The 17,619-nt window shown below is 69.2% G+C and carries 13 protein-coding genes and 3 pseudogenes; 3 read left to right on the forward strand and 13 right to left on the reverse strand.

Features of this window, described 5'->3' with window-relative positions:
* Positions 1–137 precede the first annotated feature (137 nt).
* The 6 genes and pseudogenes from ACZ67M_RS36740 to ACZ67M_RS36765 form a co-directional block, all read right to left on the reverse strand.
* A pseudogene (locus tag ACZ67M_RS36740) lies at positions 138–455 on the reverse strand (ATP-dependent DNA ligase); the annotation flags it as partial.
* Positions 456–644: 189 nt separating this feature from the next.
* Positions 645–1,766 (reverse strand): alpha/beta hydrolase, encoded by a 1,122-nt coding sequence (locus ACZ67M_RS36745; protein ID WP_469854207.1) that lies wholly within the window; start codon positions 1,764–1,766, stop codon positions 645–647.
* 452 nt (positions 1,767–2,218) lie between these two features.
* A complete protein-coding gene (locus tag ACZ67M_RS36750) occupies positions 2,219–3,262 on the reverse strand; it encodes a zinc-dependent alcohol dehydrogenase family protein (RefSeq protein WP_469854208.1) in 1,044 nt (347 codons plus the stop codon).
* 45 nt (positions 3,263–3,307) lie between these two features.
* Positions 3,308–4,306 carry a quinone oxidoreductase family protein gene (locus tag ACZ67M_RS36755; protein WP_469854209.1) on the reverse strand — a complete coding sequence of 333 codons (999 nt, stop codon included), beginning with the start codon at positions 4,304–4,306 and terminating at the stop codon, positions 3,308–3,310.
* A 131-nt stretch (positions 4,307–4,437) separates the two neighbouring features.
* On the reverse strand, positions 4,438–5,202 hold the full coding sequence (locus ACZ67M_RS36760) for an SDR family NAD(P)-dependent oxidoreductase (RefSeq protein WP_469854210.1): 765 nt from the start codon (positions 5,200–5,202) through the stop codon (positions 4,438–4,440).
* A 153-nt stretch (positions 5,203–5,355) separates the two neighbouring features.
* Entirely contained in the window at positions 5,356–6,597 is a 1,242-nt protein-coding gene (locus ACZ67M_RS36765; protein WP_469854211.1) for an MFS transporter, read from the reverse strand.
* A gap of 134 nt (positions 6,598–6,731) precedes the next feature.
* Here ACZ67M_RS36765 and ACZ67M_RS36770 point away from each other — a divergent pair, with 134 nt between their 5' ends.
* The 3 genes and pseudogenes from ACZ67M_RS36770 (at position 6,732) to ACZ67M_RS36780 (ending at position 8,250) form a co-directional block, all read left to right on the forward strand.
* Positions 6,732–7,637 carry a helix-turn-helix transcriptional regulator gene (locus ACZ67M_RS36770; protein WP_469854212.1) on the forward strand — a complete coding sequence of 302 codons (906 nt, stop codon included), beginning with the start codon at positions 6,732–6,734 and terminating at the stop codon, positions 7,635–7,637.
* Between the two features lie 43 nt (positions 7,638–7,680).
* Positions 7,681–7,888: pseudogene (locus ACZ67M_RS36775) on the forward strand (aquaporin family protein); the annotation flags it as partial.
* A gap of 137 nt (positions 7,889–8,025) precedes the next feature.
* Complete coding sequence (locus ACZ67M_RS36780; protein WP_469854213.1) at positions 8,026–8,250, forward strand: hypothetical protein; 225 nt, start codon at positions 8,026–8,028, stop codon at positions 8,248–8,250.
* Here ACZ67M_RS36780 and ACZ67M_RS36785 read toward each other — a convergent pair.
* The 7 genes and pseudogenes from ACZ67M_RS36785 to ACZ67M_RS36815 all read right to left on the reverse strand — a co-directional run.
* Positions 8,224–9,660: a replication-relaxation family protein gene (locus tag ACZ67M_RS36785; protein WP_469854214.1), complete on the reverse strand. Its 1,437-nt coding sequence runs from the start codon at positions 9,658–9,660 to the stop codon at positions 8,224–8,226. The genes ACZ67M_RS36780 and ACZ67M_RS36785 overlap by 27 nt on opposite strands.
* An 808-nt stretch (positions 9,661–10,468) precedes the next feature.
* The gene (locus ACZ67M_RS36790; RefSeq protein ID WP_469854215.1) at positions 10,469–11,494 is read right to left on the reverse strand and encodes a hypothetical protein; all 1,026 of its coding nucleotides are present in this window, start codon (positions 11,492–11,494) and stop codon (positions 10,469–10,471) included.
* A gap of 284 nt (positions 11,495–11,778) precedes the next feature.
* A complete protein-coding gene (mobF, locus tag ACZ67M_RS36795) occupies positions 11,779–13,767 on the reverse strand; it encodes a MobF family relaxase (protein ID WP_469854216.1) in 1,989 nt (662 codons plus the stop codon).
* A gap of 148 nt (positions 13,768–13,915) precedes the next feature.
* Positions 13,916–14,854 (reverse strand): hypothetical protein, encoded by a 939-nt coding sequence (locus ACZ67M_RS36800; RefSeq protein ID WP_469854217.1) that lies wholly within the window; start codon positions 14,852–14,854, stop codon positions 13,916–13,918.
* 715 nt (positions 14,855–15,569) lie between these two features.
* A complete protein-coding gene (locus ACZ67M_RS36805) occupies positions 15,570–15,779 on the reverse strand; it encodes a hypothetical protein (RefSeq protein ID WP_469854218.1) in 210 nt (69 codons plus the stop codon).
* 80 nt (positions 15,780–15,859) lie between these two features.
* Positions 15,860–16,573 (reverse strand): hypothetical protein, encoded by a 714-nt coding sequence (locus tag ACZ67M_RS36810; protein WP_469854219.1) that lies wholly within the window; start codon positions 16,571–16,573, stop codon positions 15,860–15,862.
* A 473-nt stretch (positions 16,574–17,046) separates the two neighbouring features.
* A pseudogene (locus tag ACZ67M_RS36815) lies at positions 17,047–17,463 on the reverse strand (ATP-binding cassette domain-containing protein); the annotation flags it as partial.
* Positions 17,464–17,619 lie beyond the last annotated feature (156 nt).

A 17,619-nucleotide genomic window follows, 5' to 3' on the forward strand; every position in this document is an offset into this window, starting at 1 on the left:
AGGGGCGTGGTGCGGCCGGTGTAGCGGAGCGCGCCCGCGCCGTCGTAGCGGCCGAGCAACAGGGTGTGGGGCGCGGTGGGCGGGCCGGTGACCGCGCCGACGATGGCGTCCTCGGTGGCGCGGACCTTGTACTTGCCCCACGCTTTCGCGCCGGGGCGGTAGGGCTCGGTCAGCTTCTTGAAGCAGAGGCCTTCGAGGCCGGCCGTCGTCCACTCCAGCCATGCGCGGGCGGTGGCGAGGTCGGTGGTCGACGGGCACAGCGTGAACAGCGCGGACAGGCCCCGGCCAGCGAACAGGGCTTCCAGGGCCGCGCGGCGCTCGCTGTAGGAGCGTGGCGTGAGGTCGGCGCCCTCCAGGCGCATCAGGTCGAAGACGAAAGCGAGCAGGTTCGTGGATTCCGGGCGTCGAACAGAGAGGAACCCGACGCCGCGTCCGGGAGGGAGCCAGGCGGGCAGGCAGGTTCCTCGGGGCGGCGCCGGTTCGAGCTGAGTCGAGCCGCTTCCGGTGCGCCCAGAACCACGAAACGAAAGAGGGCCGACGACAAGCCGTCGGCCCTCTGATCAGCTACCCCACGAGAGGTCGCTTTCGTCGTGTGGGCTTCTCGGTAGGCCGGTGGCCGTACTGGTCTGCCGGGGGACTTCCGGTCAGGCGAGGTTCTTGGTGAAGAAGTCGTCGAGCTTGTCGAAGGGGATGAGGTCCTTGCGGTCGTACAGGTCGACGTGGTCCGCGCCCGGCACGATCACGAGGTCGACGGTCTCGGGGGCCATCTTCTGGACGTCCTGGGAGTAGTAGAGGGAGTGCGCGTCGGCGCCGGCCACCAGGAGGGCCTTGCGGGGGGCCAGCATGTCAATGTTCGTCATCTGCCGGAAGGCGAAGAACGACATGGGCGTGGTCGCGGTCCACGCGGTGGTGGAGTTGATCGAGCGCGGGTGGTAGCCGCGCTCGGTGCGGTAGTAGTCGAAGAAGCTCTTTGTGACTGGGTCGGCGTCCGCCGGCAAGGTCTTGGGCAGGACGCGGTTCGAAGGGGCGACGTCGCCGTTCTCATCGAAGGGGACCTCGTGGGACGCCCGCGCGAAGGTGCCCTTCTCGGCGTCGATCCAGCGCTGCCGGCTGACGTAGTCCACGACCTTCTGACGCTGCTCACGCGTGTAGAAGTCCTCATGGCCGCGGGACATGCTGCGCGACATGTCGTACATCGAGGCCGTGGCGACCGCCTTGATACGGCTGTCCGCAGCAGCAGCGGTGAGCGCCATACCGCTCAGGCCGCAGACGGCCTGCACGCCGATCCGCTCGCGGTCGACGATCTTTTGCAGGCCGAGGAAGTCGATGGCGGCGCTGAAGTCCTCGGTGTAGATCTCGGGCGAGCCCACGTCGCGCACGGTGCCGCCGCTCTCCCCGGTGAAGGAGGGGTCGAAGGCGAGGGTGACGTAGCCGCGGCGGGCGAACTCGTTGGCGTAGAGCCCCGAGGACTGTTCCTTGACCGCGCCGAACGGGCCGCTCAGCACCAGGGCGGGCAGCCTGCCCCGCGGGTTCTTCGGCACGTAGAGGTCTGCGGCGACCTTGATGCCGTAGCGGTTGTTGAACCGTACAGAGGTCCGCTTGACGTTCTTGTCCAGCGCGAAGGTGTAGCCGCCCCTGGCCTTGTCCTGTCCAGTGGCGCCCGCGGCGCGGCTGCTCTCCTCACCGAAGGCGGGCAGAGCCGTGAAGGACGCGGCGGCGGCAGCGCCGCCACCGGCGATCAGTCCGAGCGCTTTGCGACGTTCCATGGAATGGACCTCATATTCGATCGGTGGAGGGGAGGGCGCGACGGTCGGTGGTGTCGTGACCGAGGCACAGTTCCAGGAGACCGTTTCTGCGCCAGGCGTGACAGGTCGGGTTTGTGGGGGGTACAAGCTCAACCCCCCAACTCCGCAGGGTGGTCCGCCGCAACCGAGGCGAGGCAAGGGCTCCGTCCCACGGCCGAAGCGGTGGGTGACCGGGCAGGTCAATGGCACCTGCACGCTGCGGCGGCGCCTCGCCCGTGACCACGACGACTAGCCGCGGCCGCCCGCGTGTACTGGGCGTCCGCGGCCCTCCGCCTCCCTCTCGGGAAGGTATGCCTGCACCCCACCCACCCGACGTGTCTGGAACGTCGGGTGGGGTGGGGTGCGTGTGTTCCTGGAGCTTGTCGAACGGGACCGGGCTCGGAAGCCCGCCTCTCCGGGCAAGCGGCGCCGGGTCAGGGCTTGACGAGGACCTTGAGGCTCTTGCGGTCGGCCATGTCCTGGTATCCGACCGGGACGCCGTCGAGGTCGGTGGTGGTGTCGAAGACCTTGCCGGGCTCGATGGTGCCGTCGAGGATGTCGGGCATCAGTTCCTCGATGTAGGCGCGCACCGGTGCGGGGCCTCCGGCCAGACGGATGTTGTGGCGGAACAGGCTGCCGAAGCCGATCGGCGCCTCCTCGTACTGTGGGACGCCGACACGGCTGATGACGCCGCCCGGTCGGACGATGCCGGTGGCCTGCTGGTAGGCGGGCATGTTGCCGACGCACTCCAGGACGACGTGAGTGCCGTGGCCACCGGTCAGTTCCCGCACCTGGGCGATGCCTTCGTCGCCGCGGGCGGAGACGACATCGGTGGCGCCGAACTCGCGGCCGAGGTCGGTGCGCGCCTGGTGGCGGCCCATCAGGATGATCTGTTCGGCGCCCAGGCGCTTGGCTGAGAGCACTCCCAGCAGGCCGACCGCGCCGTCACCGATCACGGTCACGCGGGTGCGCTCGTTGACACCGCCCGCCACGGCGGCGTGGTAGCCGGTGCCGAGGACGTCCGAGAGGGTCAGCAGGGACGGGACGAGGGCGGAGTCCGGGGCGACGGGGAGCTTGACGAGGGTGCCGTCGGCGAGGGGGACGCGGACCGCTTCGGCCTGGCCGCCCTCCTCGGCTTCGCCGTCCCAGAAGTTGGCCTGCGGGTGGGCGCAGGAGGTGTGCAGGCCCTCGCGGCAGAATTCGCAGGTGTTGTCGGAGATGGCGAACGGGGCGACGACCAGGTCGCCGCGCTTGACGGTGGTCACCTCCGAGCCGGTGTCCTCGACGACGCCGATGAACTCGTGGCCCATCCGGGCGGGACCGTCCTCGGGCTTCAGTGAGGCGTACGGCCACAGGTCGCTGCCGCAGACGCAGGACGCGGTGATCCGCACCAGCGCGTCGGTGGGGTGCTTGATGACGGAGTCGGGGACGTTCTCGACGCGGACGTCGCCGGCGCCGTACAGGAGGGTTGCGCGCATCAGTGGTGCTCCGTTCCAGATGGTGCGTGAGGGGAGTGGTGTAGATCAGGTGCCTGTGGCGAGCAGGACCTTGCCGATGGTCCGGCGGTCTTCCAGCAGGCGGTGCGCCTCGGCGGCGTTGGCCAGGGCGAGGATCCGGGAGATGCGGGGCGTCAGCCAGCCGTTCTCGATGCCCTCCATCACGGCGCCGGCGCGGTGGAGCATTTCTTCGCGGGTTTCCATGAAATGCCACAGATCGCCGCCGGACAGCGACAGCGAGCGTTCCATGAGGACGTTGGGCGAGATGGGATCGGCGGGGCCACTGGCAGCCCCGAAGATCACGATGTGTCCGCGCAGGGCAGCGGCCTTGAGGTTTCCGGCGAAGGTGGTCGCTGCGACGCCGTCGATGATGAGGTCGGCTCCGTGCCCGTCGGTCAGGCGCAGGGTCTCTTCGGCGAAGTCCTGTTCGGTGTAGAGGATGACGTCGTGGGCGCCTGCTTCGCGGACCCCCGCTGCCTTCTCCTTCGTGGACACCGTTCCGATGACGCGTGCGCCGAGGTGGCGTGCCCACTGCACCAGGAGGAGGCCCACGCCGCCGGCGGCGGCGTGGATGAGGACCACGTCGCCTGCTGACGGCTTGCGGTACTCGTGGATGAGATAGTGGGCGGTCATCCCCTGGAGGGGGAAGGCTGCGCCCTGCTCGTAGGAGACGTCGTCGGGCAGCGGGATCAGGCTGTCGGCGGGCACGACGGTGGCTTCGGCGTAGGCGCCGGTCTGCTGGGCGTAGGCGACGCGGTCGCCAGGCTGGACGTTGCTCACGCCGGGGCCGACGGCCTCCACCACGCCGGCCCCTTCTAGGCCGGGCGTGAAGGGTAGTGGCACCGGCTTCAGGCCGCGGCGCATGTAGATGTCCACGAAGTTGACGCCTGCCACGGCCAGGCGGACCAGGACTTCGCCGTGTCCGGGAGCCTTCAGGCGGACGTCCTGCGCGGTGAGGGTGTCCGGGCCGCCGTAGCTGTCGACGACCATCGCGCGGACATCTGTCGTACGGGGAGAGTCAGACATGGCTACTGTCCTCCTTTTGCGGTGTTCGGTGTGCGGCCGCCGGGGCGGGGTCTGGGTCCCTCGTGAGTGGGCAGGCCCCGTTGTTTCACCGCGGCCGTTGACCGACGAGGGCGGTTGCAGAGGGGGCCTGGTCACCAGGCGGTCCAGCCGGCTTCGACGGGGACGGTGGCTCCGGTCATGAAGGAGGCTTCCTTGCTGATCAGGAAAACGATCACGTCGGCGATCTCCTGCGGCTGTGCATACCGCTTGAGCATCTGTCGGCCGGCGAGCGCCTCGACGGCGTCCTGAGGGGTGGCGAAGCTCTTCTGGTGCTCGGCCGCCATCTGCGTGTCGACCAGTCCCGGGCACAGGATGTTGGCCCGGACATTGTGGGGCGCGTACTCCATGGCCAGTGAGCGGGTCAGGCCCAGGACGGCGGCCTTCGACGCGCAGTAGACGCCGATGTTGGGAAGGGCCGCGAGTGCGCCGATCGAGGACACGTTGACGACGGACCCGCCGCCGGCCTTCACCATCTCCGGGACGACCCGCTTGGCGGTGACCAGACAGGACAGGGTGTTGATGTGCATCACCTTGTCGAAGTCCTCGACTGTGTGCTCCAGCAGCGGTTTGGAGAAGACGATGCCTGCGTTGTTCACCAGGCCGTCCACCTTGCCGTAGGCATCGACGAGTTGGGTCGTCAGCTCGTCGATGGTTTGCTCGGAGACGATGTCGCCGGCCACCGTGATGGCTTCACCCCCGGCTTCCCGCACCAGGGCCGCGCTCTCCTCCAGGGAGGAGGCGTCCAGGTCGGTCAGTCCCACGCGCGATCCCGCTGCGGCCAGCCGCAGCGCCGCCTGGCGGCCCACGCCGCCTCCTGCTCCCGTGACGACCGTGACCGCGTTGTCGAGGCGTGCCATTTCTTTCCTCATTTCCGGTGCAGAGGTGTGTGCTGCGAGTGCTGCCAGAGGGGAGGGACAGCCGGGACCACCCTCACCGCTTCAGCAGTGGTTAGCCGTATTTATTGGTGTTTGCGCTTCTGTGTCACGTGTGGTGCCAGCGTCCGTGGCTGCCTAGCCCATGGCTGCGGCCCGGCGGCGCTGGAGGAGCGCGATGGCGGTGGTGGGGATCAGGGTGAGGGCGGCGATGGCGGTGCCGATCATGGCGGGGCCGGTGGTCCCGAGGGAGGTGTCGAGGGTGAGGCCGGCGATCCAGGAGCCGATGGCGGTGCCGAGGTTGAACGCCGAGACGGTCAGGGCGGAGGCCAGGACGGGGGCCTGGCGTGCGAAGCGGACGGCCAGGGCCATCAGCACCGGGTTGGCGCCGAGGCCGAAGAAGCCCAGCAGGGCGACCAGGATGATGGTGGGCACGGCGTAGCCGGCCAGCAGGGAGATCGCCAGGAGCAGGAACGTGGCTCCCGCGGCGGCCGTGATGGTCACCGTGTGCGGGCGGCGGTCGCCCAGACGGCCTCCGACGAGCGAGCCGGCCAGGGCGCCGAGGCCGAAGCCGGCCAGGACCAGCGGTACGGTTCCGGACGCGATTCCCGACCGCTCGGTCAGCAGGGGGGAGATGTAGGAGTACGCCGCCAGGACACCGCCGGTCGTGGTGGCGCAGGCCGCCAGGACCAGCCACAGGCGGCCGGAGCGCAGAGCGGTCAGCTCGGACCGGATCGACACCGCCTGCTGGTCGCCGTCGTCGTGGGGAACGGTGCGGGCGATCAGGGCGATGGCCGCTGCGGAGAGGGCAGCCAGGGCCCAGAAGGGGCCGCGCCAGCCCATGAGCTGCCCGGCGAGCGCACCCAGCGGCACGCCGACGACGTTCGCGAGCATGGCTCCGGCGCCGACCAGGCCCAGGGCGCGGGAGCTCGCTGCGGGGCCCGCGGCGCGTGCGGCGGCCACATTGGCCACGGCCCAGAACGCGCCGGTGGCGATCGCGGTCAGGAACCGTGCCGCCAGGACCACGGTGAAGTTCGAGCTGAGGGCGACGATGACGTGCCCGGCGGCGAAGACGCCCAGGGCGAGCATCAGCGTCAGCCGCTTGGGCAACCGCAGGGTCAGCATCGCCATCAGCGGGGCGCCGACGATCATCCCGATGGCGAAGACGGTGATCATCAGGCCGGTCCGGGCGACGCTGACCTGGAGGTCGCCGGCGATCTCGGGCAGCAGACCGGCCACGACGAACTCGGTGGTGCCCATCAGGAACGTGCCCAGCGCGAGCACGTAGACGACGAGCGGCAGCCTGGCACGCGGTGCCTGGTGAGGCTGCTCGGCCCGTGCTTCGGCGGGGGCGTGGAGGGTCGCTCCTCGCGTACTCAAGGTTCATCTCCTGGGGTTCGTGATCGAGGTACGCGTCCCAGGAAACTGGCTGGCTCAGGGTTGAGGAAGGTTGCGTTTATAGGGGGTACAAGCTCAACCTCCCTCCGCGCGAGCAGGTGGCTACCGTGGAACGCATGAATGACCAAAGCGACCACCGCACCGAGATCCGGGACTACCTCGCAAGCCGCCGCGCGAAGATCACCCCGGAGCAGGCCGGGCTGCCCACCGGCGCCCGGCGCCGGGTCCCGGGACTGCGGCGTGAGGAGGTCGCCGTCCTCGCAGGCGTCAGCACCGAGTGGTACACCCGCCTCGAGAAGGGCCACATCAGCGGCGTGTCCGAAGACGTCCTCGCCGCGGTCGCCCAGGCACTCCAACTGGACGACGACGAACGCACCTACCTCTTCGACCTGGCCCGCGCCGCCCGGCCCGCACGCCGCACGCCGTCCCGCCGCAAGGACGTCGAAGTCCCGCCCCGCATCCAGTGGCTGCTCGACTCCGTCACGATGTCCGCCGCTTTCGTGCGCAACGGCCGTCTGGACGTCATCGCCCACAACGCGCTCGCCCGGGCTCTGCACGCGCCCATGTTCGACAGCCGCACCACCGACAAACGCGGCCGTGCCAACTTCGCCCGGTACCACTTCCTCGACCCCGGCTCACAGGACTTCTTCGTCGACTGGGACGCCGGCGCCGCCGCCACCGTCGCGCTGCTGCGTGCCGAGGCCGGCCGTGAACCGCATGACCGGGCCCTGCGCGACCTGATCGGCGAGCTGTCCACCGTCAGCGCCGACTTCCGCACCATGTGGGCCGCACACGACGTCCGTATCCGCCACGAGGGCACCAAGCGGCTGGAACACCCCGAGGTCGGCCATCTGGAGCTGACCTACCAGTCTCTGAACCTGCCCGTTTCGCAGCGAGCCACGCACGACCTGAGCCTCTACACCGCCGAACCGAACAGCACCTCCGAAGAGCGCCTCAAGCTCCTCGCCAGCCTGGCAGCCACTCCCATCCAGGCGACAGAGCCCACCGACCGGCTGCACTGAGCGGCTGATCAGGACATCGGTTACAGGCTGTTGAGCCCTCGGCGGGTCCGCGTGCTGGTTCACCTCGTCCACATCGTTCGCCAAACCGGCAGTGACGATCGGACGCGCGTTCACCAAGTTCGCGGGCATTTCCGCCCGGCTCGATGGCGGAGTCCATCCACATGCAGATCGTGGGCGCCGCAGCGGGGCTCGAGGCGCTCATCGTTATTGCCCGTCGAGAAAGCCGCAGTCCGCGTAGTTCAGAGAAGTGACCAGGCCGAAGCTGATAGCGCCGGACCAGATCGTTCGGGGCATGGCAGACCTCCGCGACAACCCCGAGCGCATCCAGCCTACGAGCAGGCCCGGCGGCCCGCATGCGTGCTCCTGTCACCCCGCGCACCCTGGGCTCATGAACCACACCCGGCCCGTCATCATCTACCCGCCCGCCGATGACGGGGGCCGGCGCGTCCGCATCAACGACCACTTCGTCGGCATCGCCTACACCCCCACCGACATCGCCGCCTTCATTCAGGAAGCCGGCCTCCAGTCCTTCGACGAAATGGATGTCGTCCGATCCCAGCTCATCGAGTGGCGGGGCGGCGGGCCTTCACCCGCCCCCTGGACGAAAGCGTGAGAGCCAACCGCCCTCCGCCCTCTGTTCGGGCACGCCCTGGTCGTGCTCCTGGGGCTCATGCCGGGACTGCTCGGCTTGGCGTTCGGCGGCGACGACGCCCTGCTTGCAGTCGTCGCACAGGTGCGGGTGGGTCTCGCGCGGTGTCCCCCACCCGGCGGGCTCGAGGGCCTTCCACCGTTCGTCGGTGAACCGGGTGCCGCAGCCGGCGCACACGGGACGGCGGGCCTCCCGCTCGGCCCGGTGCTGTGCGGCGATGCGGCGCCGCTCCTCCTGGTGCTCCCGCTGACGGGCTGCGTACTCGGCCTGCTTGCGGACATCGTGGGCTTCGCGGCGCGGGTTGCCTATCGCCTCGAGGAGCGTCTGGTTGTGCGGCCGGCCGAAGCGCCGGAAGACCGCTCCGGCCGGGCCGTGCTCCTTCAGGTGCTCCATACTGGTGGCCACGATGGGCAGCTTGCCGTCGTACATGTGGAAACCGCCCTCGTACCAGGTGCCCTTCCAGTGCCGCTCGGTGAGCTCGGCCAGCTGCCGGGTGACGGTGTCGGGGTTGCGCGGGCCGATCCGGTTGAAGACGAGCAGCAGCGGCGGGTGCGGCCAGTCGCCGCGGCGGCCGTCGGGCACCCACCAGCGGGTGCGCCACATCGGCCGCTCCTTGCCGTCGACGTCCTTCACCTTCCGCCGGCCAAACCGCATGTACTTGTCGATCTTCGCGGCGAGGACCTGCGCGGCCTCGAAGCAGTTGTCGATCTCCACGAACAGCAGCGGCACCCCGTCCTCGGGCGCGGTGATGACGATGTCCGCCTGGGCGCCGCCCTTGCCCGGGTTGGCCCAGGTGCCCGTCGCGGGCAGCGCCACCTCGGTCGCATAGGAGGCGATGGTGCCCAGCCCGGCGGGCGCGTCGAAGGCGGCCTGCGCGGCGGCGCGGACATCGGCCGGCTCGTTGGCGAGCTGGGCGAGGTTCGGCTTCGGGCGCAGCAGGGCGAGCACGGCTTCGTTGACCGTCATCGGGTGGGAGGCGCCGGTACGGCCCGCACCGCGGGCCGGGTCGCCCATCTCCCCCACCGGCCGCCCCAACTCCCGGGCGGCGGCCTTCAATCCCATGGGCGTCAGGTTGCGCAGCGTGTCCCCGCCCGGGAGCTGCCCGCCGTTCTCTGCCAGGCCGTGCATGCGCAGATCGGACAGCGCCCCGGTGTGCGAGGCGGTGCGGGCCTGCTTCCGCTTCGACGGGGTCGGCTTGTCGGTGTGCCGGTAGCTCAGGTGCGGGGCTGAGATCTGCTGGATCTGTTCGACCGTCGCGACCTTCAGCACTCCGAGCACCCGCAGCACATCACCGCGGAGGTTGTTCGACGACCCCGCCGGGTTCTCCTCACGCTTGACCGCCATCAGCTGCGCCCCTTCCCCGTCGTCTGGCACGCGCGGCCACCTGCCGAGCGCCGGCCCCGCCCGGCCGCCAAGGGCACCCCGACCCCGAACCCGATGATCTCCTCCTCTACGGACATCACACAGAAGTTCAGGAGTAGATAAGAGGGTTGTGACAACGCGGCGCGAGACCGTATCTGCGTGGTGACCTGGGCTTTCTCCGCCCGGCTCGGTGCCGGGCACCAAAGTGGGTTCCACAGTGGCCTCCCAAGTGCGCACCACAGGAGGCCGGGACGGCTTGCCCGCCGGTGGTCGAGCCCGTGGTCGGGGCGGGCGCGCCGGGCGCCTGCCGGGGGTCGGTGCGTGGTCATCGCAGTGGCTCCTTCGCTTCGGGCCGCCCTGGTGGGCGGGGATCGAGGGAGCAGCGTGCAGGGGGCCCCCTTGTCCGCCGTCTAACCGTGGCCAGGTCAAGGAGAAACGTGGCGATGGGCGGGCGGTAGCAGAGGCGGACAAGGGGGTCAGGGTCGGGATCGTGGTCGGGCCGACCACCCTGGACAAGGGGCCCGGTTTGACCCTTGCAGCCGCGATTCGCCCCGGTGTTGAGACAGGGAGAACTACCTGGTCTCTGTCCACAGGCCCGCACGCCAACCATGCGATGAGCACACCGCGCCCGGGTGGAGGCGGTGCGTTTCTCGATGTCGTCCACTTCCACCCGGTGGGCTCCACTCGGTGGAGGGGATGCCGAGCGCAGGCGTTCACTCCGGCCGGTGGGCTCCACTGGGTGGAGTGGATGCCGGACACCGTCGGCGCGCACCAACCAACCTCATCAGGCGGCGCGGGCCTCGAGTGTCGGGAAGACGTTCTAGGCGGCTGAGCGCTGGTGGCGGGACGGGAGGGCCTGTGCGAGCCACTTGGGGTCAGCACCTGCCGCGACCAGTCGCTCGTACTCCTGGTCGGTGTCACGGCCAGCGCGGGCACGCCGGAAGTGGAGTCCGATCTCGCCGCGACGGCCTCCTCCCGTATCGAGGGTGTACCAGCAGTTGCGCTCTGCTCCCTTGTCGCAGTCGCAGGGCTTGCACACGCAATGCTCGCGAGTGGCTTGGAGCGGCATTCCCCATACCGGGTGGGTCAGGTGCGCAAGGAGCGCCTCATGGTCCATCGGGACGTCGTGTTCGTAGCGGAGCTCGAACTTCCAGCCCAGCCCGTGCGGCCAGTACTTGAGGGAGTACGGCTTGGTCACCGTGTGGAACAGGGCGATGCGGCGCAGCAGGCCGCTGGCGACCCACGCTTGGTCTGCTTGTTCCTCACACCAGGTGGGGTCGGCTGCAAGGTAGGCAGTCTCGAACGGGGTCATCGCGGGCTCGTCCCACAAGGGGATGAGGTGGTGGTCAGAGCATGATGCCCGGTGCCGGGTGAGGATGGTTCCCCACTGCTTGGGGTCCGGCCCGGCGATCGTGACGTGTGCGTGGGTGCCTGCCAGTCCGAGGTGGAGGCCGGCTGCGTCGGTCCCGAGGACCCTCACCCCGGCGATGCCTCCCGGCTCCCGTCCCTCGTCCTCGTCCGGCCCGGTGTACTGGGTAGGCAGCAGAGCCTGGAGGCAGTGCTCTGGCAGCGAGTGCTCAGGACCGAGCTTCGGATCGACATCCAGGACCAAGTGGTCGGTGCTGGGATGAACGCGCGCGACGCCGGCGGGGTGGGCACAGTAGTCGATCGTGCCGCCCAGCCGCTCGAACACGGCGGCCTCCAGGCGGGCTTGGTCATGGTTGGCGGCAGGTACCGGGTCCTGCCCCTGGAGGGCCTGGAGGTGCTGGAGGCCGGTCTGGTGCCCGATGCCGGTGCATCGGGAGCGGTAGCGGGCCTTCTGCGTGAGGAGGTCTCCGTGACTCATCAGCGTTCCTGACTGCGGACCGTCCGGCCCCGGTACGCACAGGTAGTGCGAACAGGTTGCGTGCTGCGGCATGGGGTCGGGGCCTGGCTCCTTCGCATCCGCCATAGGACATCGGGGCGTCTGGCCGGAGAGCGCCCTGCGGATGCTGGCCCACCGTTGAGGGCCGCCCAGCAGTGTGCCGTAGGGAGGGCACGCCGCCGCAGCTGGCTGGCCGCTGCGGCAGCTCCTTCATTCGTCCGGGTGACGGCACCGACAGCTCTCCTTGGTGCACCCGGTGGGTGGGGTCAGCGGCCGGGGCCGGCCTGTGGCCCTTGGCGTGGGTCCGGCTGCTGGGGGTGATGCGTGCGTGGGTCGTCCGGGAGCGTCGGGCACACTGCGTCGGCATCAGCCTGTTCGGCGTAGCGGTTCATGGTGGCGTGGGCGCGGGCGGCTGCCGCGGTGAATGCCTCTTCGAGGTGGCGCAGGCGTTCGGCGGTGAGATCGAGGGCTTCCACGTCAGTGCGGGATTCCTGCCGGGCCCGCAGCGCCGTCAGGTCCAGCGCCGCGCAGCGGTCGGGCTGTTGCTCCTGGTCGTCGTGTTTGGGGTCAGCCGGCTCGGGCGCGAGCAGTTGCTCGGGCATCGCCGCCTGCTGGTGAGCGACGACGTCGTACGCCCGGCCCCGCACGGCGGTGGCTGTGGCGGTGGTGGTGGCGGTCCGCAGCTTCTCCCGCACCACAACGCCGGCGAGGACGGCGCGCTCGTACTGGAGCGGGACGCGGGGGATCTCCCACTCCCCCGCCTCCTGGCCCGGGGGCCGGGGTTCGGCCGGGTCGCCGGGATCGGCTGGAGGTTGCCGGTCCGGGTCGGGCGCCAGGGTCGGAGGCCGGCGACGGGAGGGGAGGTCGGGCAGGGCCCACCGGGCGGTGTAGAGGCGGTAACTGGCCTCCAGGCCGCGTACGGTCTTCGGCTCGGTGATGTCCAGGCAGTGGGTGAAGATGGCGGCGGCCACCACCTGGTCGTCCAGGCCGGGGTCGCGACGCCGGCCGCGCTGGACCAGGGCGAGGTGGCGACGAGCTTCGGCGAGCAGGTGCCGGCGGTGGAAGCGGCCACCGTCGTTCATCACGAACACGGTCGCGGCGACATCGACGGCCGCCAGCGCTATGTCGACCACGGCGGCGGCCCGGGCCCGGATCGCCGCGGCTGCGGCGCGGGCCTGCTCGAGGAGGGAGGTGATGACGTCGGCGGCAACACCGGAGGTGAGGATCGCGCTCGCCTTCCACCACGCGCGCAGCTGCGCGAGCGGCCGGGCTGACTGCTTGGGCGGGCGGGTCTTTCGGGCGGCTATGGCGTTGAGCTTGGCGCGGGCGCGCTCGGAGACCACGGGCAGGAACAGCGGCTCGCCGTCGTCGTCGACGGCGGTGACGTACTCGTGCTCCAGCTCGGTCAGGCAGGCGGCGATCTGGTCACTGCGCCGGGCGGTCCAGCGGATCAGCTCGTGCGGCACCCCGGCGATCTCCATCACAGGCCGGCGCCCCGGCGTGACGATGCGCGGCTCGGTCGCCAGCCCCAGCGCCTCGCAGACCTCCGCGGCCACCAGTTCGTTGTAGAGCGCGGATGCGGCCACGGTGTTCTCGTACAGGGCCGTGGTGTGGATCGAGCCCCACTTCCCGTCCAGGCGCTGCCCCTTCACCGACAGCAGCAGATGGTCATGGAGCAAGGGCCGCCCGGAGCGAGCCTCGTAGTGGCGGAAGCGTGCGGCGACCAGACCGCCGGGCGGCCGGACCCGGTAGATGCCGTCCTTGCCGTACCGGATCACCGCGGCCTCGTCCTCGATCCACTCCAGAACCCGCTCGATCGCGTACTCGTGCGCGGCCTCGATCAGCCGCCGGGTCTCCTCATCCCCGAACGCCCACAGGAGGTAGATCGTCGGCTGCGGCCGGAACACGAAGTCGACACCCGTCACCGTCACCTGGCGTCCGAGGGCGCCGGCCCGATACGCCTTCTTCGGGGAGTCGCCCGCGGTGAGCCGTGCGGTCTCGATCTGGTCCGCGTACGGGTGGCGGCCCCGCTCGCCGAACAGGTTCCGCAGCTGCGCCTCGGTGACCTCCTCACCCACCTTCAGCCCGAGCACGACCAGGCCGCGGCCCATCCAGCGCCCGACCGGGACACCGGCCTGCTCCTGGGCGGCGCGCAACGGCATGCGGGACGGGCGGCGGCCGTCGCCGACAACGGTCTCGCGCAGGTAGTAGCGGTACATCTGACCGGCCCGAATCACCCTGATATCCACTGCCATGCAGACCACGCCACACGGCTCTGAACTGCAAGAAAAGGCCGATCAGCCCGGCGTCCCGCCAGGCGGGAGCAGCGGCCGAACTTTCTTCACCGGGGCCCGCCGGACGGGAAGCGGCCCCTGGCCGGACGCGAATGTCATCGCTCTCCAGCTACGAGGCCTTGCGGTCGCCCACTCGGCTTGCGCATGCCTCGCACCACCAGAACGTCCCAGGTTTGCCGCTCCGGGCTTCAGCCGTTCCAGGCACTGCGACGCTGTTACAAGAGTTGCACGTGGGAGCAGCACCGTAGGCGGGCGGCAGCTTGGTTCGGAAGCTGGCAAGGGCCTTGACCACGAGTGTGCGCTTCTCCCTGTACTCCTCTGGATCTGCGTCGTCAACGGAGGCCACAAAGGCTTCTTGGGCGACAGTGTGGTTCAAAGCACCGAAGACAGTCAGGACCTCATTCAGTACGACGGTCCACTCTGACCCGGCGGCCGCTCCGTCCTCTTCAGTCGGGTCGGGGTCACTGCTCAGGTAGCCGTCGAGCTGTCTGAGCAGGCCATGCACGGCAAGCAGTGATGTCAGAGCAAACTCAGGGCGGTAGATGTCCTGGCGCGTGTGGTGCGCGGTGAGGTTCCGGTTGAACGTCGACTGGTGCTGATGCGGCCCATCGAAGGCGTTCTTCAGGGAGAGCACCAGTAGGTACGGCGCGAGCTTTGTCCCTCCCCCTGCGAACGTCGAGCCAGGGCGGTGCTTGAGGCTGCCTTGGATCAGCTTGTGGGAGGTGTCGCCGGAGCTGCCGAATTGATCTTTGAACCAGCTACTGCCATGAACCCGAAGTGCTGAGTCCAAGATGTTGCCGAGCAATGCTTGGGCGGCTGCATCCTGTCCAGCCTGAATGCATGAAGCCGCTTGTTTGGCGAAATTTATGTATGCGTTCAAATCCGGGTGGATCACCTCACCCAAGCCCGCTATGACGTCTTCTGCGACCTGCGCTCTGTGATCGAGGAGACACTGATGGCGTTCCTTTGACGTCCTGTACTGCAGCAACTCCTGAACGATGCTGGTCCGTGGAGCCCATGTCAGGCAGACGCCGTCCTTGACAGTCACGCGGAAAAGCCAGTCCCAGTGCGTCGGGGGGAGATGCCGCAGATTTTCTGGGATCCACTCGGCCCGGAGGCGAGTGATCTGCTGAAGAAGCGCAAGAGGGTAGGCGTGACGTGCCTGTTCAGCGAGGTTATGCAGAACTCCCGCGAGCGGGTCGGTTCGCATCCTGTCCAGCGCCGCCCTGTACCCCGCCAACGGGTCAGTCCGCAACGCAGCCCGGTACCCCGCAAGCGGATCGACCCGCATCCTGTCCAGCGCCGCCCTGTACCCCGCCAACGGGTCAATGCGAAAGAGCGATGCTGGACGCGCTACGGGACGCGGCACCAGGTGTGAGGAGGTGTCGTCCTCCGCAGGTGTTACTTGGTCGTCCCCCGACTCAGCAGACTCAGCCTCACTGTCACTGGTTTGCTGCTCGTCTGGGTCCTCGTCCTCAGGATCTTGTTCTCGCATTCATTGAGGTTCTCTCATCCGAACGATCAAGACATCCACTTTCCCGACAACGGTCTCGCGCCGGTAGCCGGTGCATCTGACCAGTTCGGACGATCTTTACCACTGTCATGCAGACACGTCACGCGGCGTGAACTGCAAGAAGAGGCCGAACAGCGGCGCGTCCCGCCAGGCAGGAGCAGCGGCCGAGAGGTGCGTCAATGCGGGCAGCGGCCCAGCGCCAGGACGGTGCGGGGCCGCCTGCGTCCCGCCTATCAGTCGCCGAATAGCGCTACGGCTCGCGGGGAGAGGTCGAGGCGGACACGGTGCGGGCGTACAGGGTGACGCCATCGGTGGGCTCCGTCGCGGCGACATCCACTGCCACCTCCACCACCACCGTGTGCTGGACGAGGGTGACGTCCAGCACGTCGCGCGCACGCGGGAAGCGCTCCGCCTGGGTAGGGCGGCACGGCGGCCAGCACGGCGCATAGATCACCCTCATCGACGAGGAGACGCACAGCGCGTTGGCGCAGTGGCCAGAGGACCAGTGATCGCCTCCGGCATCCAGCGCCTCTCCCCCGCTCAGCGGTCATCGGCATGGGGGTTGGCCCTCAAGTGAGGGAGCACGGCGAGGACGCGCTCCCGCAGGGCTGTGGGCAAGTGATCGAACGCCTGAGAGTCGTCTGGGTAGTTGGCGTAGACGGCGTGCAGGAGCACTTCGAGTTCATCGTGCCGTTCGGGCTTGCTCCATCCCGAGCGGGCGGCGATGTGACGGCCGACCTCGTGCCAGATCACTGAGTCATGCGGTTCTTCCCTGCCTAGGAGGCCAGCCAGGTGTTCCTCGACGCTCGGGGTGAAGTACGCCTCTACCTGCCGGTCGTCTCGTACTTGGAGGTAGCGGCGCAGGAAGTAGTCCGTCACTCCTGCGTCACGCAGGTAGGCGGCGATCGTCCCGACGAGCAGGTGCAGGTGTTCCAAGGCGTCGGTGAGCTTGTACAGCGTATTGCGCTGCCACTCTGCGAGGTCGTCTCGGTAGTGGCCTTCGTCGACGGCGAAGTAGAGGTACTTGGCGATGCGGTGCGAGTGGTACCGCACGAGTTCGGTTAGTTCCTCGGGTACAGGCCTCTCATGGAGGTCGGTGGACGCGTCCCCTGGTGTGCCGTCTGCTCCGCCGAGGTCGCCGAGCCGGCTCAGCCTGTCCAGCCGGACCGCTTGCAGCGCGGCCGCGTAGGATTCGCCGGTCTCGCGCTGCCGTCGCCGTGCAGCGTTGGCTCGTGCCTGGTTGTGGGACTCCATGGTTCGTTTTCCGTGCCAGCCCCGTGACCTGACACTGGCTGTTCGCATGACTCAGAGGCGCCAGCAGCGATCACGCGGAGCGTATTTCAGCTGTCATTGCAGAGCTACTACTCACGGGGTAGCAGTTGCTGAGCTGGAGCCTTCACAGAGCGACTCTGCTGTAGGCAACGATCCTCAGGCGGAACAGTCACGGGCGTCTGCGGGCATCTCCGCCGTAGCTTCGGCCCACGGTCTCGTCAGGCCGCTGGGGTGTCCCGGTTCCGGTCGAGCTCAGTCGCTTCCAGCTATGGGGCTCCTCCGCAGGGCGGGCGGTGAAGTGACCTCGGGCAACTTCGGAGGCCAGCCCGATCGGCGAGTTTGGCCGGCTTGCGTCGATGGGCTTCTGCGTGACCAGACGCGTTGACGCCTACTCCCCAAGCAGCCGGCCTCGTGAGCGATGACCAGTCCAGCCAAGGGTGGGAGCTGCGCTTCGCTGCGGCCAGTTGTTGGTGACCGCCGGAGAGCGTGCCGACCCGCGCGGACAACGGCACGTTGCCCTCGGCGATGATCCCCTCAGCCCGTGCCTGGTCCCAGGAGGGGTTGAGTTCGCGCCCCATGCGCAGGGTCTCCTCGACCTTGAAACGCTTGTAGAGGGCCTTGTCCTGACTGAGGAAGGCCGTGCGCCGCCGCGCGGCGGCGCACGCGGGAGCCTCGCCGAACACGCTGATCATCCCGGTGCTCGGGGTGAGCAGGTCCGCGGCCAGCGAGAGCAGGGTGGTCTTGCCCGCGCCGTTCGGTCCGACCAGGGCACACAGCCGTCCGGCGGGCAGCCGGAAGGAGCAGTCCCGCAGCGCCCAGCCGCGGCGGTAGCGCCGGCCCAGCCCGACGGCTTCTAGAGCGTATTCGGTCATGACGTGTGCCTCCCGTGGGCACAGATGCGCGGCAGCGCGGGTGGGGCGCCCTTGAACGGGCCGGGGCGGGTGGTGAAAGTCTTCATGGTCGGCAACGCTAGGGCGCGGGAGAGGCCGGGACTTCGGCCGAAGGGCGGCGGATACAACCCGCCCGGT

The organism is Streptomyces sp. NPDC107500 (assembly GCF_055582785.1).